Source organism: Bacillus sp. MC1252 (assembly GCF_056838025.1).
On the sequence record NZ_CM166369.1, the window covers coordinates 1,025,651 to 1,045,673 of the forward strand.

Below are 20,023 nucleotides of genomic sequence, written 5' to 3' on the forward strand. Positions count from 1 at the left end.
GTGGACTGACGTGTCAACAAAGCAGCCGAAGAAAACATTGCCGCCTCAGCATCAGAATGAACGTCCGGGTCTTGAATATAAAATGAACCCTAGACCTATTTTTGATCGAGAGGTGCAGAATAAAAAGCTAGCGGGGAAAACGGCCATTGTGACAGGTGGAGATAGCGGGATCGGAAGAGCAGTCTCTGTTTTATTTGCAAAGGAAGGAGCCAATGTAGCCATTGTTTACTTGAGTGAACATCGTGATGCAGAGGAAACGAAGGACTATATTGAAAAGGCGGGAGGCCGCGTCATCTTAATTGCAGGTGACTTAGGGGATGAGGCTTTTTCAAATGAGGTCGTTAAAAAAACAAAAGATGCTTTCGGTTCCATTGATATTTTGGTAAACAATGCAGCAGAACAGCATCCGCAAAAAAGCATTGAACAGATTACCTCGCATCAGCTTCTTCGGACATTTCAAACGAATATTTTTGCCTTGTTTTATTTAACAAAGGCTGTGCTCCCTCATTTAAAGAAAGGAAGCAGTATCATTAATACAACCTCCGTCACAGCCTATAAAGGGCATGAAACCTTAATCGATTATTCATCGACGAAAGGGGCGGTTGTGACATTTACTAGATCATTATCCTTATCGCTCATTAAACAAGGGATTCGAGTGAATGGGGTCGCTCCGGGGCCTATTTGGACGCCGCTGATTCCATCAACTTTTACGGAAAAGGAAGTCTCTGAATTTGGTGGAGATGTCCCAATGGAACGGCCTGGTGAGCCAGTAGAGCTTGCGCCAAGTTATTTATTTTTAGCGAGTGAAGACTCGTCTTACATGAATGGACAAATCCTGCATGTGAATGGCGGAACCATTTTAAATGGGTAAACAAAAAACTTGCGGTAAAGAGACGAGTTGCTGTCTCTCTGCCGCAAGTAAAATCATCATGATTAATGTAAGCAGTGTTCTGCATATTGAGCTGAAAGGTCATTGAATCGCTTTTCATCTCGCTGATCCAGTGCCTTATCAATCTCTTCTCTAAGGAAGGTTAAGCGCTGTTTATAAAGCGCCTCATCTAAAACCATTTGAATATAGATGTCTAAAATAGTGACGCCGTTTTCTTCGGTTTTTTGGGTGTTGCGGGACTTCATGAGCTCAGCGTACGTTTTTTTCTCTTTCATAAAGAATCCCCCCGATGCCTTTTTTATAGTATATGGATTGGCAGAGAAAAAATCAACAAGAATTTATAATTTTTAGACAATTTATTTTTGAGCAAAATCGACACCTCTTGTCCAATCGACAGGATATGATATACCTTTAAAAATGACTTTTAGATAGATCGAATGTACTAAAAAATATGATAAAAAGATGATTTTAAATAAATTTTGAAAAAATCCTGTCGTTTCTTATACGTTGGTGATAGATTAATAGTATCTAAAATAACCAAAAATTAACACAGGAGGAAATGAAGTGTCAGGAATTAGCGAAACACCTTTAGATTCATACGTCATTAATCAAACAACGATGGCGGTCCTTCCAATTGAAGAAGGAAAAAGAGTATATTCAAAAGTCATAGAAAGAGAGACAAGCTTTTACGTCGAATTAAAGCCGCTGCAAATCATTGAGCGCAGCTGCAGATTCTTCGGCTCAAGCTATGCAGGCAGAAAGGCGGGAACATACGAAGTAACAGGTATTTCTCACAAGCCTCCGATCGTGATTGACTCATCCAATCATCTGTATTTCTTCCCAACCTATTCATCCAATCGTCCTCAGTGCGGCTGGATCTCCCACAAATATATTCATACCTTCCAAGAATCATCCCTCGGGGACACGATGGTCACGTTTACAAATGAGCAAACGGTCAAATTAGATGTCTCATATAAATCATTTGAGAGTCAGGTACACCGGACAGCGTATCTCCGAACGAAATTTCAAGATCGTCTTGATGGAGGTCTTCCTAAAAAACAAGAATTTATGCTGTATCCAAAGGAACAGCAGCTCAATCTTGTATACGATTTTATTTTAAGAGAACTTCGTAACAGATATTAACCAAAAACCAGCGGCAGAAAGCCGCTGGACTCCTCAACCTTCGCGAGCTTAGCACATCGTCATTTCTTCCTTGTAGAAAAAACAATTGATATTCGTATAAAAAATTATATAATTTAACTGTATCGTATAAAATTTTATATATATCTAATGGCAGTGAAAGGGGATATGATGATGACTTATGATGAACTGGATACGCCGGCGCTATTAATTGATAAACGGGTGATGATGGAGAATATAGCCGTTATGCAGCAATATGCTGATGGTCAGCAAGTAAAACTGCGTCCTCACACGAAAACGCATAAAACGCCTAGGCTTGCCAAAGTGCAGGAGGAGATGGGCGCATCTGGCATGACCGTGGCGAAAGTAGGAGAAGCTGAAGTGATGGCATCTCATGGGCTGACAGATATTTTTATCGCAAATCAAATTGTAGGCGAGACAAAACTAAAGCGAATTCGAAAGCTGGCAGAGTCAATACATATCTCCTTCGGTATTGATTGTGTAGAGCATGTTCATCAAATTGAAGATGTCTTTCGCAAAGCAGAGAAAAAAGCTCAGGTTTTAATTGAGATAGAGGTTGGAGAAGAAAGGTCTGGTGTCATTGAAGAGAGTGATTTCCGTCAAATCTTACAAGCCATTCAGACATGTGAATTCGTTCATTTAAAGGGAATTTTCTCTCATGACGGACATACATACAAGGCGGAAAGTAAAGCACATTGTCAGGCATTATACGAAGATGCTGTGAATCGAACGCTTCAGTTTGCACAGATAGCAGAAGAAGCAGGCATGGTGCTAGAGGTAGTGAGCATTGGGTCAACACCTCCATTCTTATTTCAATTTGATATTCCAAAGGGAGTAACGGAAATCAGACCAGGCACGTATATCTTGATGGATGCTTCCCAGTCCAATGTGCTCGGCACATTTTCACATTGTGCGGCAACCGTGCTGACGACGGTGATCAGTAAACCGACAAAGTCCCGGGTCATTACAGATGTTGGAGCAAAAGGGCTGACGGCTCAAACTCGTACAAAAGGGCTGACCAAAACAAAAGGATTAGGCAAAGTGAAAGAATATGATGATGTATTTGTTTCAAGTGTATTTGACGAGCATGCCATCATCTATCATGAAGACTTCCGCCAAAGTGTAGAGATCGGTGAGAAGGTACAAATTATTCCGAATCACATTTGCCCTGTGGTCAATCTTCATGAAAAAGCATACCTCATTCAAGATGGTGAAGTGGTAGAAGAGCTTGTGGTTGCTTGCAAAGGAAAACTTCAATAAATCAACTGATAGAACAATGGAGTGAAAGAAATGTCAGAAGTGAAATATCAATTCAATCGCTACATACCAATCGCTAAAACGATTGCGCATATGTTTGGCCCTTCTTGTGAAGTGGTCATTCATGATCTGACCCAGCCGCAATCGTCTGTCATTTTTACGATCAACAATCATGTAACAGGGAGAGAGATCGGACAGTCCTTTGATCATCTAGTGAAACAGGTCCTCTTGTCGGATGAATTTGGCGAAGATTATTTAGCCGGCTATGAAATAAAAACAGAGGATGGAAGAACCATCAAAGCGTCTACAACGCTGCTCCGTGATGACAAGGAGCAGGTGATTGGTGCGCTGTGTATCAATTACGACATGAGTGCAGTCAGTCATGTGAAAGAATTGATTGAAGAGCTCGTCCCTGGCTTATCAAAAAAGGTGCCGGCAACGCAGCGTAATGAAGACAAGGATTCACTGCAAAGTGTAGATGAAATTGCGGATCGCCTCATCGAACAAATTATTTCTCATCAAAAAGGATCATTAAAAAAACGTCAAGAAAAAATTGAACTCATACGTTTTATGGATGAGAAAGGTATTTTCCTCATGAAAGGCTCTGTGGATAAAGTAGCGGAGCGTTTAGGTATATCAAAGGTGACAGTTTACAGCTATTTAGACGAATTGAAGAAAATAAAAGAATCAGAGGAAACATCGTAAAGCTTTGAATTCAGTAGGGGGCTGGCTATGTTAAAAGAAACCTATGTTTGTGCTTCATGTCACGCAGTCTATCCAAGTACACCTGATATTTGGAGATGTCCGTGTGGCGGTTTATTGAATGTAGACTGGGAGAGGCCAGCATTTTCAAAGGAACATATTCGAAGTGAATGGCCTGGGATGTGGAGGTATGCGGGCGCACTGCCTTTTCATTCTGAAAACAGTGTGTGGAAAGAGATCACAATGGGAGAAGGATATACGCCGCTTGTGCCGTTATCCCAAGAAGATCCGCATACATTTGTGAAAGTCGATTACATGATGCCTACGCTTTCTTTTAAAGATCGAGGAGCAGCTGTCCTGATCGCAAAGGCGAAAGAGTGGGGCGTCAAAAAGGTCATTGCTGATAGCAGCGGAAACGCAGGAACATCTATTGCCGCCTATGCGAAGCGTGCTCAGGTGGAATGTGATATTTTCCTAGGGGCAGGCACTTCACCGAAAAAAATCGCTCAAATAAAGGCACATGAAGCGAATATTCGTATGGTAGATGGAACCCGCGAGGATGTGGCAAAGGCAGCGCAGCTCGCAGTTCAGCAAGAAGGTACGTTTTATGCTAGTCATGTATTTAATCCGTACTTTTATGAGGGAACAAAAACGTACGCTTACGAAATATGGGAACAGCTTAGAGGCGTGCCGGATACCCTGATCATTCCTGCCGGTAATGGTACACTCTTATTAGGTGTGTACCAAGGTTTCTGTGAACTGTTAGCGGAAGGTCTCATAGAGGTTTTGCCAAAAATCGTCGCGGTTCAAGCAGAAAACTGTGCTCCACTTGCACAAGCTTTTCATGAGCAGTGTCTTGAGAAAGTAACGGTTCAAAATAAAGGAACGATCGCTGAGGGCATTGCGATTGCAGCACCTGAACGTGCAACACAAATCCTTCACGCCATCAAGCAGACAAATGGATATATCGTGACAGCAAACGAGAAAGAAATCAAAGCGGCGCACACAGCACTTGCGGCAAAAGGGTTTTACGTTGAACCGACAACAGCTGCCAATTATGCTGGCTATTTGAAGCATGAAAAAGCGGCACATGAACTGATTGTGATGCCACTATGCGGAGCGGGTTTAAAAGCAGTTTAAATCAAAGGGGGATCACAGATTGAAATCAATTCATCTAAAAGACAAACTCACAACATTTACTGAGCACTGGTCACCGAAGGTCATCGCAGAGATGAATGATGTGCAATTTAAGCTAGTGAAAATACAAGGGGAATTCGTTTGGCATCAGCATGATGATACGGACGAAGTGTTTCTCGTCATTGATGGCCAGATGGGAATTGAGTTTAGAGATGGCAAGGTCGAACTGCATGCAGGAGAAATGTTCGTGATCCCAAAAGGAAAAGAACACAAACCATACGCCAAAGAAGAATGTCATGTCATGCTGGTTGAACCGCGGGGAGTTGTCAATACAGGGGATGCCTCTTCTAAGCTGACAGCAGAAAATGATGTGTGGATTTAATGCAAAGCGAAAAGACGCCGAAAGGGGTCTTTTTTTTTTAGAAAAAATCATGAAAATGACATACACTGAAACCAAATATATCTCTCTAGTCGTCTATTGACTGTATCGGCAGGATGTCAATGAAATGACAGGGAAATGTGGATCATTCGACGTCTTTTCATCCATTTGCTCATAAATCACAGAAGTGACACGAGCCGTCTGTTACAATAAAAGAAATCATTTTTTAAAAGTGTTCGTATGAGGTAAAGGATACTCATAGTTGACCGATATGAACGAATGGGAATTAGAAATGGAGGCTCTGTATGAAAAAACGATTGCATTTGATGCTGCTATTCACCGTGACAGTGACATTACTAGCAGCCTGCCATGAAGCAGGTCAGTCGCCTTCAAAACAAGACACAAAAGAAGCTGCGTATGAACAATGGGTTCAGCGTTATATGGATGAGTTAAATGAAGCATATGAAAACATGACAGACCAATTCATTTCAGATGGACATGGAAAGATTCAAGCAAATGGAAAATTGGCAAAAGCGACGAAAGCATTTGATCGTGTGATTCAAAAAGGACTTGCTCATCAAGAAGTTCCAGCTGCGTACAAACAGGCTGACAAACAATTAAAGACAGGCCTTGCTTCATTTGAAAAAGGGATCGATAAGGTGGAGCAGCTGTTGAAGCATCATGATCACGAAAAGCTGTTTATTTCCGCTACCCATCATTTACAAGATGGTTTGCAACAGATAGCTGCATTTATTGAAGAAGTAGGTCACATACAGCAATCATGAAAAAAGCTTGGAAGTTCACTTCCAGGCTTTTTTAGATGTGAAGTGTTTGCTTTAAACGGCGCACGCCCTCTTGAATCATTTCTTCATCTGTACAGGCGAAACCAAGCAGCAATCCCTTTCTATTGCTTTGATAACAATAGGGGCTTAATGGATAAATTCCGACACCAGCGTCTTTAGCAGCCGCAATACTGCCTTTTTCATCAAAGTGTGGCGCTCCTTCTAAAAAGACATGAAGGCCAGTATCGGTTCCATATAAGTGGAAGTGTTTGTCAAATTGATGTATCAAAAGGGCTTCCATCATAGCCGCCTGCCTTTTTTTATAAAGCTGTCTCATTCGCCTGACATATCGCGTGAATTCTCCTTCTCTGAAGAATGAAGCAAGTGTAATTTGTTCCATGATCGGCAGCTGTCTTTGGATGAGTGATTGCAGCGCAGCGATTTCTTTGATGACAGCTTTGGAGCCGATGATTGCAGCAAGGCGTATGCCGGGTGCCAGCACCTTTGAAAAGCTTAAGATGTATAACACATGATCGGGTGCTTCTGAAAATAAGGAAGGAAGCGGCCCGCCATGATAACGATAATCCCCATCAAAATCATCCTCTAATATATAAGACTGGTGGCTGACAGCAAACTGTATCAATTGCTGTCTTCTGTTTACACTCATACATACACCTGTTGGACGCTGATGGGAAGGCGTCACTGCGATCAGCTTGGTTCGTCCGGGCAGTGCGTTCACAATCATTCCTTCTTCATCTACTGGTGCGGGGTGAATGTTCATTTCACGATGTAAAAACGAAAGCCTTGCCCCAGGAAAACCTGGATCTTCAACAGCGACCGTATCGCCTTTTTTGAGCAGGACTTGTGAAATCAAGTCAATGGCTTGCTGCGTGCCCCCTGTTAACACCATTTGATCTTCTTCTACATCGATTCCGCGTTCAACAGATAAATATTGGCGTATTTCTGAGCGTACTTCCCATAATCCGTGCGGGGAAGAATAGCCCCAATCCTTCAAGTCTAAGCGCTGTAATGCTTTCATAAGCGAGCGTTTCCATATGTTTTGAAAATGTTCGTCGATGGCTGGCTCTTGATGGCGAAAGTCGATATCGAGCTTCTCATGAAATTGATTGGCCGAGAGCCAGTGCTCCATTTGTTTTTCAGCCTCGTCAAAATGAGGCCTAACGGGAAGTGCAAAGGGCGGCTCACTTTGATGGGGAGTGGAAGCGGCGTATTGGTCACTTGAGATAACCTTTGTCCCGCCTCTTCTAGATGTGCTGACATAGCCTCTTGCCAGCAGTTCATCATAGGCAAGCTGTACGGTTGATCTTGATACGTTTAGCTCCTGTGCTAACACGCGTGTCGGCGTTAACTGATCGTTAGGATTCAGTCTTTGTGAATGAATTTTTTGAATGATACCAGTCACGATTTGCTGCCATAGCGGGGTAGAGCTTGAGCGGTCTAAATGAATATACATGAGGCACCTTCTCTCTTTGTCACGTCATCATATGATGATGACACGGAATTATGGACTGGTCAATAGAGTTATTTTTGGATGTGGGAAGAAAGCCAAATGGTGTGTAAACTGTTGTCAGATGTTATTTACATAGAGGAGAGAGTCAAATGATTCCTGCATCAAAAGAAGAAACGGCACAACGATCCATGATCCCGTTTATTTTCGTTTTATTTGGTCTTTTCATGATTACGACTGCTGTGAATCTGCAAGTGCCTCTTTATACGGCGTATGCAGATCAAGCGGGGTATGGAAAGGCGGCAACAGCACTTGTGTTTGCTGCGTATGTATTCGGACTTATTCCAGTATTGCTTTTTCTCGGCGGCATTTCTGACCGGGCTGGACGCAAACCAATTTTATTGGTCGCGCTTTGCTTTTCGTTATGTGCCACCCTTTTGATGGTCGTGCATCCTTCCATACAGATGCTCTTTGCTGCCCGGATGCTGCAAGGAGTGGGTCTTGGTCTAAGTGTTGGAACATGCACGGCCTATTTGATTGCTTTATATCCAGAGAAATCAGGCTGGATACCAACTTTTATTGCATTATGTAGTTCGGTTGGATTTGGGGGAGGTGCTCTTTTTACAGCGCTTCTTTCTTTTCAAAGTGTGTCGCTCACACCGCTTAGCTATTGGATTGTTTTGGTCTTTTTGATGCTGACGATTGTTGGTGTATTCTTTTTTGTGCCGCCTATACAAGGAAATGCGAGTAAACCGATGATGAATATGCCAAGGTTTCCAAAAGGGACGATGCCGGCGAACTTGGCGATTGCCATCGCATGGTCAGTGTGTGGGCTTGTGATTTCTATTTTGCCAGCACAGCTGAAATTAAATGGATATGAATTATGGGTAGGGCCGGCGCTGTTTTTTATTAATATAGCAGGTGTCCTCATGCAGCCCTTTGTTCGTAAGATGAACAGCAGCGCAGCGCTCCGGGTGGGTTTTATCTGTCTTCCGTGCGGATATGGCCTGCTGCTGTTCGGCGCAAATGGCGGGTCCATCTTCCTTGTACTTGCCGGGACCATGCTTGCGGGCACTGCTTGCTATGGATTTACTTACTTAGGTGGTCTTCAGCTGATTGTCGAGCGAGGGAAGAAGGAGGCGGCTAGAGCGGTTGCAGGATATTACTTGTTTGCTTACTTAGGTCTTGGCATCCCGAGTGTTTTTGTCGGTCTCTTTGCTGATATGTACGGTACTCAGACGGTGTTAACCCTCTTTTTCTTGGTCGTTTTGGCCGCCTGTCTCATACTGTTTATCTCAGGTTTCAGACGGAAACAAAAGTGAAATGTCCATCTTTCTCTTTTTTGATCAATTCGTTTAAAATAAAGGCAAGAGGGGGGAAGATGAATATGAAAAAAGTGCGGCTGGACGGTGCGATATGCAGGTCGCAAGAGGAGCTTCATGACCAACTAAAAACAGTTTTGCACCTTCCTGACTACTACGGGAAAAACCTTGATGCCCTTTGGGACTGTTTAACAGGAGAAGTGAATCTTCCTGTAGAGCTTACATGGGTGAATTTTCAAACAAGTAAAGACGCTCTTGGCCATTATGCAGAGAGCTTGCGGCAGTTATTTCAAGAAGCAGAAGAGGAACTGAAGGGACAATTTCAAGTGAACATTCAATAATTGGGGAAAAAGCAGCTGATACCGTAGGCTGTTTTTTTATGAGCTTCGGTCCTTTCTCATTACGGTATTGAATATTTCACTAGATGTGATAATATATGAATTGCTGCTTAATTGATAATGATAATCATTTATAGCGGAGAGAGCTTGATAGAAAGTGAGAAACCTGTATGAAGTTGTATCAATTAAGTTTGTTATTTGTGTGTTTGGCATGTGCATCACTGTTTGTCGGTGTACAGGATCTGTCTATTTTACAGCTGTTTCATTTAACAGATGGACAAATGCATACCTTATTGTCAAGTCGCATCCCACGGCTGATGAGTATTGTGCTTGCTGGCATGAGCCTTAGTTTATGCGGCTTTATTATGCAAAGCATGACAAGGAATAAATTTGTTTCACCAACCACAGCAGGAACAATGGATTGGGCCAAGCTTGGTATTTTAGCAGCGATGCTCGTTTTTACACATGCGAGCCCGCTCACGAAAATGGGCATCGCATTTTTATTTACTCTAGCTGGCAATCTCCTATTCTTAAAAATCCTTCGCCATATTAAGGTGAACGATACGATCTATGTACCGTTAGTCGGATTAATGTTTGGCGGGATCGTCAGTGCAATATCTACGTTTATCGCCTATAAATATGATCTGATCCAAAACGTATCTGCATGGCTTCAAGGGGATTTTTCTCTTATTGTTCAGGGGCGTTATGAACTGCTCTATGTGAGTGTTCCACTTTTGATCATCGCGTATTTATATGCTGACCGCTTTACAGTGGCTGGTATGGGCGAGAGCTTTGCTGTCAACTTAGGTTTAACGTATAAACGTGTGATGGCGGTTGGTTTGGTGATCGTTTCGATGATTACGTCTGTCACCATTTTAACAGTCGGAATGCTGCCATTTCTCGGCTTAATCATTCCTAATATTGTATCGATCTATCGAGGCGATCACTTGAAAAAAAGCCTCCCGCATACAGCCTTACTAGGTGCCATTTTTGTTCTGATTTGTGATGTGCTCGGAAGGGTGATCATTTATCCATATGAAATTTCAGTTGGGCTCATGGTAGGCATCATCGGAAGTGCGATCTTCCTGTACATGCTATTAAGGAGGAAACGCTATGCATAAGAAACGTATATTATTCCTCATTGCAGCCATTGCAGCCGTGCTGGTCGTGATCTTCATCACCTTTCAAATGGGATACTGGCAGTACACAGTCCCGAGCCGTTTAAAGAAAGTGCTTGCGATGACATTGACGGGAGGCGCTATTGCCTTTTCATCTGTTGTGTTTCAAACGTTGACCAACAATCGAATCTTAACGCCAAGCATTTTAGGCTTAGACGCACTTTACTTGTTTTTACAAACAGCGATTATTTATCTTTTTGGATCGACCAATTTGATGATCGTCAATAAAAATCTGAATTTTTTCCTTTGTGTTGGGCTGATGATTCTTTTTTCCGTGCTGCTCTATACGGTGATGTTCAAACGTAAAAACAAGCACATTTTCTTACTTCTACTTGTTGGTATTGTATTTGGTACATTGTTCAAAAGTCTTTCTTCCTTTATGGAAATGCTCATTGATCCGAATGAATACCAGGTCGTACAGGATAAATCCTTTGCAAGCTTTAACCACATGAATACGGATATCCTACTCATTGCCTCTGTTTTATTTGTAGCGTTATGTCTTTATATTTGGACATTCCGCTCCAAATTAGATGTGATGTCCCTAGGAAAGGAACATGCTGTGAATCTAGGGATTGACTATGACGGCATCACAAAAAAGATGCTGATCGTGATTGCCGTCCTTGTGTCTATCGCAACGGCTCTTGTCGGACCTATTACGTTTCTTGGCTTACTCGTCGTGAATGTGGCAAGAGAGCTATTTCGTACATACCGGCATACGTACTTGCTATTAGGCTCTTTTTTCATCAGTGTCACTGCCCTTGTAGGCGGGGAGTTTCTTGTAGAAAAGGTATTTACTTTTCAAACGCCGCTGAGTGTCTTGATTGATTTAGTCGGCGGATTGTATTTTATTTACTTACTTTTAAAGGAGAGTCGTTCATGGTCGTGATGAAGGGAGTCAGTAAGACATATAACGGAAAAACAGTGCTTCACAAAACAACTGTCAGTGTGAAAAAAGGACAGCTGACCTCTCTCATTGGTCCAAATGGTGCGGGCAAGAGCACGCTTTTGTCCATCATGAGCCGCCTGATTCAGCCAGACACAGGTGCAGCTTATTTAGAAGACAAACCATATAGTGCGTATCCTCCGCAGGAGCTTGCGAAAAAGATGAGTATTTTAAAGCAGTCCAATCACATGAGTGTGCGCCTGACCGTACGGGAGCTTGTCAGCTTTGGCCGTTTTCCTTACTCACAAGGCCATCTGACAAAAGAGGATGAGAAGATGATCGATGTGTCTCTTCAATACATGAGGCTCGTCGATATTCAGCATCAATACTTAGATGAACTAAGCGGCGGACAAAGGCAAAGAGCCTTTATTGCGATGGTACTGGCTCAGGATACGGATTATATTTTCCTAGATGAGCCTTTAAACAATTTGGACATGAATCATTCTGTTGAGATGATGAAGCTGTTTAAGCAGCTCGTCCATGATCTCGGGAAAACGATTGTTGTGGTTCTCCATGATATTAACTTTGCATCTGTGTATTCTGATCATATCGTCGCCTTAAAAGATGGACAGGTGATCCAAGAAGGCGGAGTAGATGAAGTGATTCAAACAGATGCACTTGAACAAATTTATGACATGCGCATACCGATTGAAGTCATTCGTGGTGAGCGTATTTGCTTATATTTTTCTTAAAAAAATGAAGAGGTGATCAAGCATGAAAAAATGGATATGGATGATGACTGTATTAACAGCGATTGTTGTACTCGCTGCCTGCGGTAACCAAGGGAAAACAGAAGGAACAAATGAGGAAACCGTGACGGTAAAAGACATGTTGAATAAAGATGGCGTGAAAATCAAGAAAAACCCGAAAAAAGTCGTCGTGTTTGATATGGGAAGTCTTGATACGCTGGACAAACTAGGTGTGAATGTGACAGCTTTACCAAAACAAGTCGTGCCAACATATTTATCCAAATATGAAGGTGGCAAATATGAGAATGTCGGCGGCTTAAAAGAGCCGAACTTTGAAAAAATTGCAGAGCTCAACCCGGATTTGATCATTATTCAGCACCGTCAAGCAGATGCATTCGACGAATTTACTAAAATTGCTCCTACGATTTTGATGGATGTAGACACTGCCAACTATATGGAATCATTTAAAAAGAATGCCACGACGTTAGGGGAGATTTTTGATAAGGAAGATGAAGTCAAAAAAGAACTTGCAGCCATTGATCAAAAAGTGGATGCATTAAAGAAACAAGCAAAAGAGTTGAAACAAAATGGGTTGGTGATCATGGCGAACGACAGCAAAATGACTGCCTTTGGATCTAAATCAAGATATGGTCTCATCCATGATGTGTTTGGTATCACACCGGCAGATCGAAAGCTTGAGCCATCTGATAAACACGGCCAAAGCATTTCGTATGAGTACATGGTCAAAACGAATCCAGATTTCTTATTTGTCGTTGATCGAGGCGCAGCGATCGGAGAGGAAACGTCTGCGAAACAGCTTGTTGAAAATGATTATGTGAAATCAGTTAAAGCGATCAAAAACAATCATGTGGTGTATTTGAACTCAGATATGTGGTATTTATCTGGCGGCGGCCTTGAATCATTGACTGCCATGATTGATGAAGTGAAGCAAGGAATTGAACAAAAATAATGGATGAAAAGCTGCTCGTCTTGAGCGGCTTTTTTAATTGTGGATTCATAAAAATATGTTGCGTGCAGGAAACTTTCAGTGAAATATGTTATAGTGGAACCTACATTGATAGACTAAGATAGAGTGAGGGTTCGGAAAGGATGAAGGAGAAAACAAGATCAAAAAGAAGGCTGAGACCTTGGGTGAAAGTCGTGCTGTTTATCATGGCATTTGTCATGTTGATGGCGGTATCTGTGACAGGATACGCATATTATAAAATTTCAAAAGCGTCGAATAAGGCGCAAGTCTCGTTAGAAAGAGGAGACACCTCGCAAAAGCGTGTGAAAGCTTTTGATCCAGGGAAGGATAGCTTTTCGGTGCTGCTGCTTGGAATTGACAGTCGTCCAGGTGAAACGGTAGATGAAGCAAGAAGTGATGCGGTCTTACTGGCGGCGGTGAACCGAACAGAGAAAACCATCAAGCTCCTCAGTATTCCTCGTGATTCTTATGTAGATATTCCGGGAAGAGGATATGATAAAATCGCCCACGCCCATGCGTTTGGGAGTGCAGATTTGTCAGTCAAAACGGTAGAAAACGTGTTGAATATTCCGGTAGACTATGTGATTTCAGGAAACTTTAAGGCGTTTCAAGACATTGTAGACGAGCTAAATGGAATTGAAGTAACGATTGAAGATGAAGGCATCGCCAAACAAATGGAAAAGGATTCAAAGGGGAAAGTTCATGTGCAAACAGGCACACATACACTGAATGGCGAAGAAGCATTAGCCTTTGTGAGAACGAGAAAGGCAGATAGTGACCTCATGCGTGGAAAGCGCCAAATGGAAGCACTTCAAGCCATCTTTGAAAAATCTAAATCCATTTCTTCGATCCCGTCATATGACAACATCATTGATACACTCGGTGATAACGTCTCAACCAATTTGTCCATGAAGCAGTTTATCGGACTTTTCCCGTTACTAAGCTCATTGAAATCAGTGGAGACCATTCAGTTAAAGGGACATGATTATCAGCCTGGGAATGTGTATTACTTTGAGTTAGATGGAGCAGGGTTGGAAGAAGTCAGAACAGAGCTGAGAGAACAGCTTGAATTATCATAAATAAGAATGAGCCTGCCGCCGCGGCAGGCTTTATTCTTTTAATAGTAGAGGGTTGCAGGCATCGTTGGGTACCACACGCCATTTAAAGCAAGCGCCCAGCCATCGATCAATTCGGCAAAAATCGAAGGGTCTCTTTATTTTTGTAAAATATAACCATTTTTAATTTTCTTGATGGAGAAAATAACGAGTAAGCAGTTCCTCTACACGATGCCGTATACGCGGATTAAAGTATTTATGCTTTTCTTCATAGCCATTCATGATAAATAAATACGTCGTAAACCCTTCATCGTGTTCAATTTGCTGTACCTTCATTTTTTCTTTACGTAAATGCTGCTTCAGCTGATAAAGTGCTTTTTGAGCTTCCTGTAATGCAGAGGTGACAAGCCGAATATATGGTTCATTTAGTTTAAATGTTTGATGTTCTTTTAAGTGTGTCAAATCACGATTGAGGATGGAGATGACCATTGGAAGAAAGATGGCCTGTTCCATCATCTGAAGCTGTATTGTTGATAGTCTTGTCATGTCCATACCTGCTTTCTTTATGAATAGAACATTTGTTCTTGTTTATTATATCGAATGAGTCAAAGAATCTCAAGGGGGGGATGGAGAGGGGATTCATTTGTATATTTTTATGTTTTCCATGTAAAATGAAAAGTAGACAAACCTTGAAGGAGTCAAACAAGTTGCCATCATTTCTTTCTATCTTTACTCATGAAAATATCACATCATTTTTTGAGAGCTACAAGGCCTTTGGACCAATTGTGGCTATATTGCTCCCTTTAATAGAAGCATTTCTACCGTTTTTACCTCTTGTTGCGTTTGCTGTGGCAAATGCAAATGCGTTCGGCCTTTGGGAAGGCTTTTTATTGACCTGGATCGGTGCAAGCGCAGGGTCTATCCTTGTCTTTGTACTGATCAGAAAATTTGGGCAGATGAGAATGCTGAACTTTATCAGCAGACACCCTTCCATTAAGAAATTGATGCTTTGGGTGGAAAAGCGGGGATTTGGTCCGTTATTTATTTTACTCTGCTTTCCTTTCACACCTTCGGCTGCCGTTAATGTAGTAGCAGGTCTCTCAAGAATTAGCATCTGGCAATTTTCATTAGCTGCTTTATCAGGTAAGTGTGTCATGCTCTTTATCATTAGTTTTATTGGCTATGATCTTTCTGCTTTAGTAAAGAATCCGTTAAGAAGTGTTTTTGCGGTTCTAGTTATCGCTTTATTATGGTATGTTGGAAAGAGAGTAGAAAATAGGTTGAATATTCGAATGAGCAAGCGTGAGGACAAAGGAGGCTCTTAATGAAAAAGAAGCCATTACTATGGTTGATGATTATTACATCCATCGTCTTATTGTTCCAAGTAAAGAATTTCATGTTTGTCACGTACAAAGTAGAAGGGGTTAGTATGGACCCGACATTTACAGATGGAACAGAATTATTAATCAATAAGTTCTCGCCAAAACTCACGAAAATTAACCGGTTTGATTACGTTTTATTTCACGGGCCTAAAAATCAAATTTTGATCAAACGGGTCATTGGGCTTCCAGGAGAAAAGATCAAGTATGAAGATGATCAGCTATTTGTCAACGGAGCAAAGTGGAAAGAACCGTACTTAAAAGAACAGAAAAAACATAAAATGGGGAACGTCCTGACAGGAGATTTTCAGCTGAAAGCCATCACAGGACACGATAAAATACAAAAAAATCATTACTTCGTGGTCGGAGATAACCGAATACATAGCTTTGACAGCCGGCATTTTGGGACCATCTCAAAGGACCAAGTAGTCGGTGTAAAGAGGAATAACGATGAATAAAAAAGAGGCGCTCTGCTCATGCAAAGCGTCTCTTTTTTATTTTGCAGCTTTATAATCAGTCTGTCTTTTTGCCCAGAAATGATGTAAGAATCGAAAAAACGGTGGCAGCATGGCAATCACAAGAATGATTCTGACGACTTGTACAGCGACAACAAAGGTAGAGTCCTCGTGAAGGGTGACTGCTGTTGTCGCCATTTCTGCAATACCCCCAGGCGAAAAAGCAAGAATGGCTGTAATGACAGAAATACCTGTGATTTCTGCAATGGCAATTGAACTGAGAACAGTCGCAGCAATCAGCCCGGCTGAACTGACGACGGCCACAATGAAGGTGTTTTTTAGCCCAACAAACATCTGCTTATTCATTTTTGAACCGATGGTGGCACCTAGAAATACCTGTGAAGCAATATTCGTTTGTGCTGGCCAATAAGGAATCAAATCATGACCTGTGAGCGCACCTGCACCTACTTGAAGAGCTGCGACCCCTAACATGCTGCCGATCAGCCAAGGGGCAGGAAAGTGAAGCCGAACCGCTAGGCGTGACATGAGCCACGCCCCTAAAATGAGCGCGGCGGTCCAAGAGATGTTTGACAGTGTGAAAACGCCTGATGAGAAGGCACTGCCCTGTGCTGCTATAACCGCATCAGATTGATTTTTTGTATTTAAATAGAACACCGTAAATGGGATGGTGAGTACAACCATTAATACACGTATCGTTTGTACGAGACTCACAACAGCTGTATTTGCTCCAACCTCTTGGGCAATCCCCGGCATTGCGGATAGGCCGCCTGGTGCAGTTCCGACAAAGCTGGTCAGCATATCTGTTTTGCTCAGCTTCCATAAGAGAAAGCCGGAGAGCATCGCTAGTAGAATAGAAAAGACGAGCATGAAACTCACTGGGAGCCAATTGTCAGCGAAAATGTGAATGACTTTCATGTTCATTTTCTGTCCAAGTTCGATTCCGAGAATGAATTGACCAAGGAGTAGCCATCTGCTGTGAATACGTATGGTGTTGTTTCCTTTACGCTGAAACAGGGTGGGGCGGCGCATGGCAATAAATGCAGCTGTGATTAACGTACCGACCATCCAGCCAATAGACATTCCTGTTAAAGACAAAAGAAATCCACCTAAACCGCTTATCGCGATCAGAATCAGATCGGCTCGAAGGCTGTTTCCTTGTTTCATCACATGTAAACCTTCTTCCTATATGTTTGTTCAGTAAGTGAAATGTTGTTATATTCACTATAATACAAAAGTCTCTATAAATAAAATACGAATTTTTTCACCATTTTCATAAGATTATCTTATCGTTAATACGCTCTATTTATCTTCATGTAATAATATCGGATTTATATAAATAAAGATATCATTTTTACCAAAAGCAACAACAACACACAACGATTTTCCCCTATTTTTGTTATCAGTTGACTATCATTTTCAATTACACTACAATGCTTAGTGTGGGGTGATGACATGAAAATTCCTTCTTTTAAATATAACGAAAAGGGATTGAATCGTTTTTTTGGTCCTTTAGAGGGAAGGATTATGGAGATTCTTTATCAAGGCGAGGATATGCCGATTAAAGAGGTACAGCAGAAGCTGTCAGATGAGAAGCCGATTAATTTCAACACGGTGATGACTGTGCTGAATCGCTTAACCGAAAAAGGAATTGTGGAAAAGAAAACAAAAGGGCGTTCATCTATTTATAATCCCATTTTAACAAAAGAAGAATTTCTAAATGAGCAAACAAAGTGGATTACGCAAGGGCTGATGGATGATTTCGGTCCACTGGCAGTGAATCATATGGTAGATGCGATTGAAAGTGCTGATCCTGAATTACTCAAAGTACTTGAAGCAAGGCTTGCATCAAAAAAAGAGGAGCAGCAAAATGAATAAAATGAAGTCGAGTCTGCTTTTTTTAGGCGGTATATTGATTGGTTTAGCGATTTTTTATCAGATGGGGTATTATGTGCTCTCAAGCTTTTTCGGGTGGAATCAAGCATATAACCTGATCCATGTATGCCAGTCTGTTCTCGAATTCTACGGATTCACTCCTTTAAAATATTTTCTGGATGCTTTAGTTCTCTACACATTGGGATTTGCGGTTTTCTATATGACGAAGCAAATCAGAAAGTACATCCAATTCAAAGGAAATATGATGATGGCAGTCGATCAGGAAACGACCGATTTTCTATCAGAGAAATATGCAAACGACATCATTGTTTTTCATTGTCATGAACCACTTGCTTTTGCAATGGGGATGCTTCATCCAAAGGTTTACTTATCAACGGCACTTATGGACATGCTTGATGAAGGGGAGATTGATGCTGTTGTTCATCATGAATTGCATCACAAATACAGCTATGACCCTTTAAAGGCTTTCGCTTTTTCAATGCTCACAAAAGTGATTTGGTACATTCCAGTGTTAAAGCATATGAGACAAAGTTACTCCGTTTTTCGTGAAGTGATTGCAGATGACTATGCTATTCGGCAGACAGGCACGGAGCTTGGAGTGGGGCAGGCCCTCTTGAAACTCATTAAAAAGAGAACCCAGTTTCAAAAACAAACGAAGTTTGCGGTGTCCTTTGGAGATCGGGCGTTAAATTTAAGAATACAAAAGATCTTAAACCCAACATACAATATTCCTTTCAATGTACCGCTCATTCCAATCGTGACATCAGCCATCCTCATGGTGGTCTTAATGATTATGCTCAACCTAAATTACTAGTTTTTTTACTTATTCACATTACATTATGTAGTGTAAAAACAGGAGGAAATCACTATATGAAAACGAATCAAGAAATAGGAACACTTTTCGTACGCGTTATCCTAGGTATTATTTTCTTTTTACACGGGCTTCAGGCTTATCAAGGAGGGCTAGGGGGCACAGCTGCATTCTTTGGTCAAATCGGTGTGCCGGAATTTATGGCCTATATTGTGAAGACAATTGAGCTGGTCGGTGGAATTGCCCTGATTTTAGGTCTAGGAACACGTATTTTCGCAGCTTTATTTGTGCCAATTATGGCTGTGGCGATTATAACAGTTAGTTTTTCTAAAGGATTTGTTGGCGGTTATGAATTTGAACTTTCTTTATTGGTCATGGCGCTTTATTTGACACTTAGCGGAAGTAATTTACTGTCAATTGATGGGTTGTTAAAACATCAGCAGCAAAACAATGAAGCAAAATTTCATTAAAATATCATGAAAAACTCCTCCTGCTTTTTGTAGCAGAGGAGTTTTTTTTGATCAAATCGCCTTTTTCTCGTTTGAAAAAGTGAAAGAGATGAGAGGTTTTGTTGATGATAGCAGTTTATTTCACATGTTGAACGAAGAAAAAGGGATTTTCATTTTTTGACGGAACGTATGATCTCCTATTAAAATGAGACTACCTAGGAAACATGGTGCGTTAAAAGATATAAAAACCACACCGCATGCTGCTGTTCATCTGAAGCGATACGTTTCATTAATTCTTTTGTTCCTTGATCCCGGACATAGTCTGATATCGATAAGTAAAAATCGACTGTTTTTTGTTCGTCTTTAAAGGCGAAAACAAGGCCTTCTCTGAATTGATCTGGACAAGTTTCTGTCATGCTTGGTTTGTGGTTTTTACCAGTTAAAGAATAGTATAGCTTTGAAAACAGTTGATAGTGTCTGACTTCATCCTGGCGTATTTCTTGAATGATTTTTTTCGCCTCAGGATTATTTGCTTTTTGGGCAAGTTTTTCGTAGCATTGGATCGCAGAATATTCACCATTAAGAGCCTTCTCAAGGTCTGAAATGATTCTTGTGTTTTGGCGCATGTCATAGGGCGAGTAGTCATAGTAACCGTAATACATGATATTGCCAGCTCCTTTTAGATCATGATGGTTTATGATATGAAAAGAGCTAGGAAAGGTGCCTA

The 20,023-nt window shown here is 41.5% G+C and carries 24 protein-coding genes; 19 read left to right on the forward strand and 5 right to left on the reverse strand.

Annotation, left to right across the window (positions count from 1 at the left end; genetic code table 11):
• The first annotated feature begins 10 nt into the window (after positions 1-10).
• Positions 11-871, forward strand: coding sequence for an SDR family oxidoreductase (locus tag ACYH0L_RS05075; RefSeq protein WP_099728166.1), 861 nt, complete (start codon positions 11-13; stop codon positions 869-871).
• 62 nt (positions 872-933) lie between these two features.
• Here ACYH0L_RS05075 and ACYH0L_RS05080 read toward each other — a convergent pair whose 3' ends face one another.
• Complete coding sequence (locus tag ACYH0L_RS05080) at positions 934-1,164, reverse strand: IDEAL domain-containing protein (protein WP_003210924.1); 231 nt, start codon at positions 1,162-1,164, stop codon at positions 934-936.
• Positions 1,165-1,453: 289 nt separating this feature from the next.
• Between ACYH0L_RS05080 and ACYH0L_RS05085 the strand changes: the two genes are divergently transcribed.
• The 6 genes from ACYH0L_RS05085 to ACYH0L_RS05110 all read left to right on the forward strand — a co-directional run bounded on the left by ACYH0L_RS05085 (position 1,454) and on the right by ACYH0L_RS05110 (position 6,310).
• Positions 1,454-2,032, forward strand: coding sequence for a competence protein ComK (locus ACYH0L_RS05085; RefSeq protein WP_099728120.1), 579 nt, complete (start codon positions 1,454-1,456; stop codon positions 2,030-2,032).
• Positions 2,033-2,203: 171 nt separating this feature from the next.
• Positions 2,204-3,310, forward strand: coding sequence for a D-TA family PLP-dependent enzyme (locus ACYH0L_RS05090; protein WP_249705418.1), 1,107 nt, complete (start codon positions 2,204-2,206; stop codon positions 3,308-3,310).
• A 30-nt stretch (positions 3,311-3,340) separates the two neighbouring features.
• Entirely contained in the window at positions 3,341-4,012 is a 672-nt protein-coding gene (locus ACYH0L_RS05095) for a helix-turn-helix transcriptional regulator (RefSeq protein ID WP_249705419.1), read from the forward strand.
• Positions 4,013-4,039: 27 nt separating this feature from the next.
• Entirely contained in the window at positions 4,040-5,149 is a 1,110-nt protein-coding gene (locus ACYH0L_RS05100) for a threonine synthase (protein ID WP_256499444.1), read from the forward strand.
• A gap of 19 nt (positions 5,150-5,168) precedes the next feature.
• On the forward strand, positions 5,169-5,528 hold the full coding sequence (locus tag ACYH0L_RS05105) for a cupin domain-containing protein (protein WP_230030949.1): 360 nt from the start codon (positions 5,169-5,171) through the stop codon (positions 5,526-5,528).
• Positions 5,529-5,830: 302 nt separating this feature from the next.
• Positions 5,831-6,310 (forward strand): hypothetical protein, encoded by a 480-nt coding sequence (locus tag ACYH0L_RS05110; protein WP_482354415.1) that lies wholly within the window; start codon positions 5,831-5,833, stop codon positions 6,308-6,310.
• A gap of 31 nt (positions 6,311-6,341) precedes the next feature.
• On the opposite strand, the gene pdxR is transcribed toward ACYH0L_RS05110, so the two are convergent.
• Positions 6,342-7,781 (reverse strand): MocR-like pyridoxine biosynthesis transcription factor PdxR, encoded by a 1,440-nt coding sequence (pdxR, locus tag ACYH0L_RS05115; RefSeq protein WP_230030948.1) that lies wholly within the window; start codon positions 7,779-7,781, stop codon positions 6,342-6,344.
• 146 nt (positions 7,782-7,927) lie between these two features.
• On the opposite strand from pdxR, the gene ACYH0L_RS05120 reads away from it, so the two are divergent.
• The 7 genes from ACYH0L_RS05120 to ACYH0L_RS05150 all read left to right on the forward strand — a co-directional run bounded on the left by ACYH0L_RS05120 (position 7,928) and on the right by ACYH0L_RS05150 (position 14,312).
• The gene (locus ACYH0L_RS05120) at positions 7,928-9,097 is read left to right on the forward strand and encodes an MFS transporter (RefSeq protein ID WP_367308133.1); all 1,170 of its coding nucleotides are present in this window, start codon (positions 7,928-7,930) and stop codon (positions 9,095-9,097) included.
• A gap of 65 nt (positions 9,098-9,162) precedes the next feature.
• Positions 9,163-9,438 carry a barstar family protein gene (locus ACYH0L_RS05125; RefSeq protein ID WP_099728168.1) on the forward strand — a complete coding sequence of 92 codons (276 nt, stop codon included), beginning with the start codon at positions 9,163-9,165 and terminating at the stop codon, positions 9,436-9,438.
• A gap of 167 nt (positions 9,439-9,605) precedes the next feature.
• Positions 9,606-10,556 (forward strand): ABC transporter permease, encoded by a 951-nt coding sequence (locus tag ACYH0L_RS05130; protein ID WP_099728126.1) that lies wholly within the window; start codon positions 9,606-9,608, stop codon positions 10,554-10,556.
• Positions 10,549-11,499 carry an iron chelate uptake ABC transporter family permease subunit gene (locus tag ACYH0L_RS05135; protein ID WP_099728127.1) on the forward strand — a complete coding sequence of 317 codons (951 nt, stop codon included), beginning with the start codon at positions 10,549-10,551 and terminating at the stop codon, positions 11,497-11,499. The genes ACYH0L_RS05130 and ACYH0L_RS05135 overlap by 8 nt, the downstream gene beginning before the upstream one ends.
• Positions 11,490-12,248: an iron ABC transporter ATP-binding protein gene (locus ACYH0L_RS05140; protein ID WP_099728128.1), complete on the forward strand. Its 759-nt coding sequence runs from the start codon at positions 11,490-11,492 to the stop codon at positions 12,246-12,248. The genes ACYH0L_RS05135 and ACYH0L_RS05140 overlap by 10 nt, the downstream gene beginning before the upstream one ends.
• A 22-nt stretch (positions 12,249-12,270) precedes the next feature.
• A complete protein-coding gene (locus tag ACYH0L_RS05145; RefSeq protein ID WP_256499446.1) occupies positions 12,271-13,215 on the forward strand; it encodes a siderophore ABC transporter substrate-binding protein in 945 nt (314 codons plus the stop codon).
• A gap of 140 nt (positions 13,216-13,355) precedes the next feature.
• A complete protein-coding gene (locus ACYH0L_RS05150) occupies positions 13,356-14,312 on the forward strand; it encodes an LCP family protein (RefSeq protein ID WP_230030945.1) in 957 nt (318 codons plus the stop codon).
• A 159-nt stretch (positions 14,313-14,471) separates the two neighbouring features.
• On the opposite strand, the gene ACYH0L_RS05155 is transcribed toward ACYH0L_RS05150, so the two are convergent.
• Entirely contained in the window at positions 14,472-14,834 is a 363-nt protein-coding gene (locus tag ACYH0L_RS05155) for a YhjD family protein (RefSeq protein ID WP_099728131.1), read from the reverse strand.
• A 161-nt stretch (positions 14,835-14,995) separates the two neighbouring features.
• Between ACYH0L_RS05155 and ACYH0L_RS05160 the strand changes: the two genes are divergently transcribed.
• Positions 14,996-15,613, forward strand: a complete 618-nt coding sequence (locus ACYH0L_RS05160) for a TVP38/TMEM64 family protein (RefSeq protein ID WP_099728132.1) — start codon at positions 14,996-14,998, stop codon at positions 15,611-15,613.
• Complete coding sequence (lepB, locus tag ACYH0L_RS05165; RefSeq protein ID WP_230030944.1) at positions 15,613-16,125, forward strand: signal peptidase I; 513 nt, start codon at positions 15,613-15,615, stop codon at positions 16,123-16,125. The genes ACYH0L_RS05160 and lepB overlap by 1 nt, the downstream gene beginning before the upstream one ends.
• A 36-nt stretch (positions 16,126-16,161) precedes the next feature.
• Here the strand turns inward: lepB and ACYH0L_RS05170 are convergent, their stop codons facing one another.
• The gene (locus ACYH0L_RS05170) at positions 16,162-17,307 is read right to left on the reverse strand and encodes an AbrB family transcriptional regulator (protein WP_099728134.1); all 1,146 of its coding nucleotides are present in this window, start codon (positions 17,305-17,307) and stop codon (positions 16,162-16,164) included.
• Positions 17,308-17,595: 288 nt separating this feature from the next.
• On the opposite strand from ACYH0L_RS05170, the gene ACYH0L_RS05175 reads away from it, so the two are divergent.
• Genes ACYH0L_RS05175 through ACYH0L_RS05185 form a run of 3 tightly spaced genes read left to right on the forward strand, consistent with a single transcriptional unit; the run spans position 17,596 to position 19,317 of the window.
• Positions 17,596-18,018 (forward strand): BlaI/MecI/CopY family transcriptional regulator, encoded by a 423-nt coding sequence (locus ACYH0L_RS05175; protein WP_024425495.1) that lies wholly within the window; start codon positions 17,596-17,598, stop codon positions 18,016-18,018.
• Positions 18,011-18,850 (forward strand): M56 family metallopeptidase, encoded by an 840-nt coding sequence (locus tag ACYH0L_RS05180; RefSeq protein ID WP_230030943.1) that lies wholly within the window; start codon positions 18,011-18,013, stop codon positions 18,848-18,850. The genes ACYH0L_RS05175 and ACYH0L_RS05180 overlap by 8 nt, the downstream gene beginning before the upstream one ends.
• Before the next feature lie 56 nt (positions 18,851-18,906).
• Positions 18,907-19,317 carry a DoxX family protein gene (locus ACYH0L_RS05185; RefSeq protein ID WP_249705426.1) on the forward strand — a complete coding sequence of 137 codons (411 nt, stop codon included), beginning with the start codon at positions 18,907-18,909 and terminating at the stop codon, positions 19,315-19,317.
• 194 nt (positions 19,318-19,511) lie between these two features.
• Here the strand turns inward: ACYH0L_RS05185 and ACYH0L_RS05190 are convergent, their stop codons facing one another.
• Complete coding sequence (locus ACYH0L_RS05190; protein ID WP_249705427.1) at positions 19,512-19,958, reverse strand: ferritin-like domain-containing protein; 447 nt, start codon at positions 19,956-19,958, stop codon at positions 19,512-19,514.
• Positions 19,959-20,023: the final 65 nt, after the last annotated feature.

What these genes read in the sequence shown, in the direction of transcription:
- ACYH0L_RS05080 (WP_003210924.1), bottom strand. Translation starts at nt 1,164, where the DNA reads ATGAAAGAGAAAAAAACGTACGCTGAGCTCATGAAGTCCCGCAACACC.
- ACYH0L_RS05090 (WP_249705418.1), top strand. Translation starts at nt 2,204, where the DNA reads ATGACTTATGATGAACTGGATACGCCGGCGCTATTAATTGATAAACGG.
- ACYH0L_RS05095 (WP_249705419.1), top strand. Translation starts at nt 3,341, where the DNA reads ATGTCAGAAGTGAAATATCAATTCAATCGCTACATACCAATCGCTAAA.
- ACYH0L_RS05100 (WP_256499444.1), top strand. Translation starts at nt 4,040, where the DNA reads ATGTTAAAAGAAACCTATGTTTGTGCTTCATGTCACGCAGTCTATCCA.
- ACYH0L_RS05110 (WP_482354415.1), top strand. Translation starts at nt 5,831, where the DNA reads ATGAAAAAACGATTGCATTTGATGCTGCTATTCACCGTGACAGTGACA.
- pdxR (WP_230030948.1), bottom strand. Translation starts at nt 7,781, where the DNA reads ATGTATATTCATTTAGACCGCTCAAGCTCTACCCCGCTATGGCAGCAA.
- ACYH0L_RS05120 (WP_367308133.1), top strand. Translation starts at nt 7,928, where the DNA reads ATGATTCCTGCATCAAAAGAAGAAACGGCACAACGATCCATGATCCCG.
- ACYH0L_RS05125 (WP_099728168.1), top strand. Translation starts at nt 9,163, where the DNA reads ATGAAAAAAGTGCGGCTGGACGGTGCGATATGCAGGTCGCAAGAGGAG.
- ACYH0L_RS05130 (WP_099728126.1), top strand. Translation starts at nt 9,606, where the DNA reads ATGAAGTTGTATCAATTAAGTTTGTTATTTGTGTGTTTGGCATGTGCA.
- ACYH0L_RS05135 (WP_099728127.1), top strand. Translation starts at nt 10,549, where the DNA reads ATGCATAAGAAACGTATATTATTCCTCATTGCAGCCATTGCAGCCGTG.
- ACYH0L_RS05140 (WP_099728128.1), top strand. Translation starts at nt 11,490, where the DNA reads ATGGTCGTGATGAAGGGAGTCAGTAAGACATATAACGGAAAAACAGTG.
- ACYH0L_RS05145 (WP_256499446.1), top strand. Translation starts at nt 12,271, where the DNA reads ATGAAAAAATGGATATGGATGATGACTGTATTAACAGCGATTGTTGTA.
- ACYH0L_RS05150 (WP_230030945.1), top strand. Translation starts at nt 13,356, where the DNA reads ATGAAGGAGAAAACAAGATCAAAAAGAAGGCTGAGACCTTGGGTGAAA.
- ACYH0L_RS05155 (WP_099728131.1), bottom strand. Translation starts at nt 14,834, where the DNA reads ATGACAAGACTATCAACAATACAGCTTCAGATGATGGAACAGGCCATC.
- lepB (WP_230030944.1), top strand. Translation starts at nt 15,613, where the DNA reads ATGAAAAAGAAGCCATTACTATGGTTGATGATTATTACATCCATCGTC.
- ACYH0L_RS05170 (WP_099728134.1), bottom strand. Translation starts at nt 17,307, where the DNA reads ATGAAACAAGGAAACAGCCTTCGAGCCGATCTGATTCTGATCGCGATA.
- ACYH0L_RS05175 (WP_024425495.1), top strand. Translation starts at nt 17,596, where the DNA reads ATGAAAATTCCTTCTTTTAAATATAACGAAAAGGGATTGAATCGTTTT.
- ACYH0L_RS05180 (WP_230030943.1), top strand. Translation starts at nt 18,011, where the DNA reads ATGAATAAAATGAAGTCGAGTCTGCTTTTTTTAGGCGGTATATTGATT.
- ACYH0L_RS05185 (WP_249705426.1), top strand. Translation starts at nt 18,907, where the DNA reads ATGAAAACGAATCAAGAAATAGGAACACTTTTCGTACGCGTTATCCTA.
- ACYH0L_RS05190 (WP_249705427.1), bottom strand. Translation starts at nt 19,958, where the DNA reads ATGTATTACGGTTACTATGACTACTCGCCCTATGACATGCGCCAAAAC.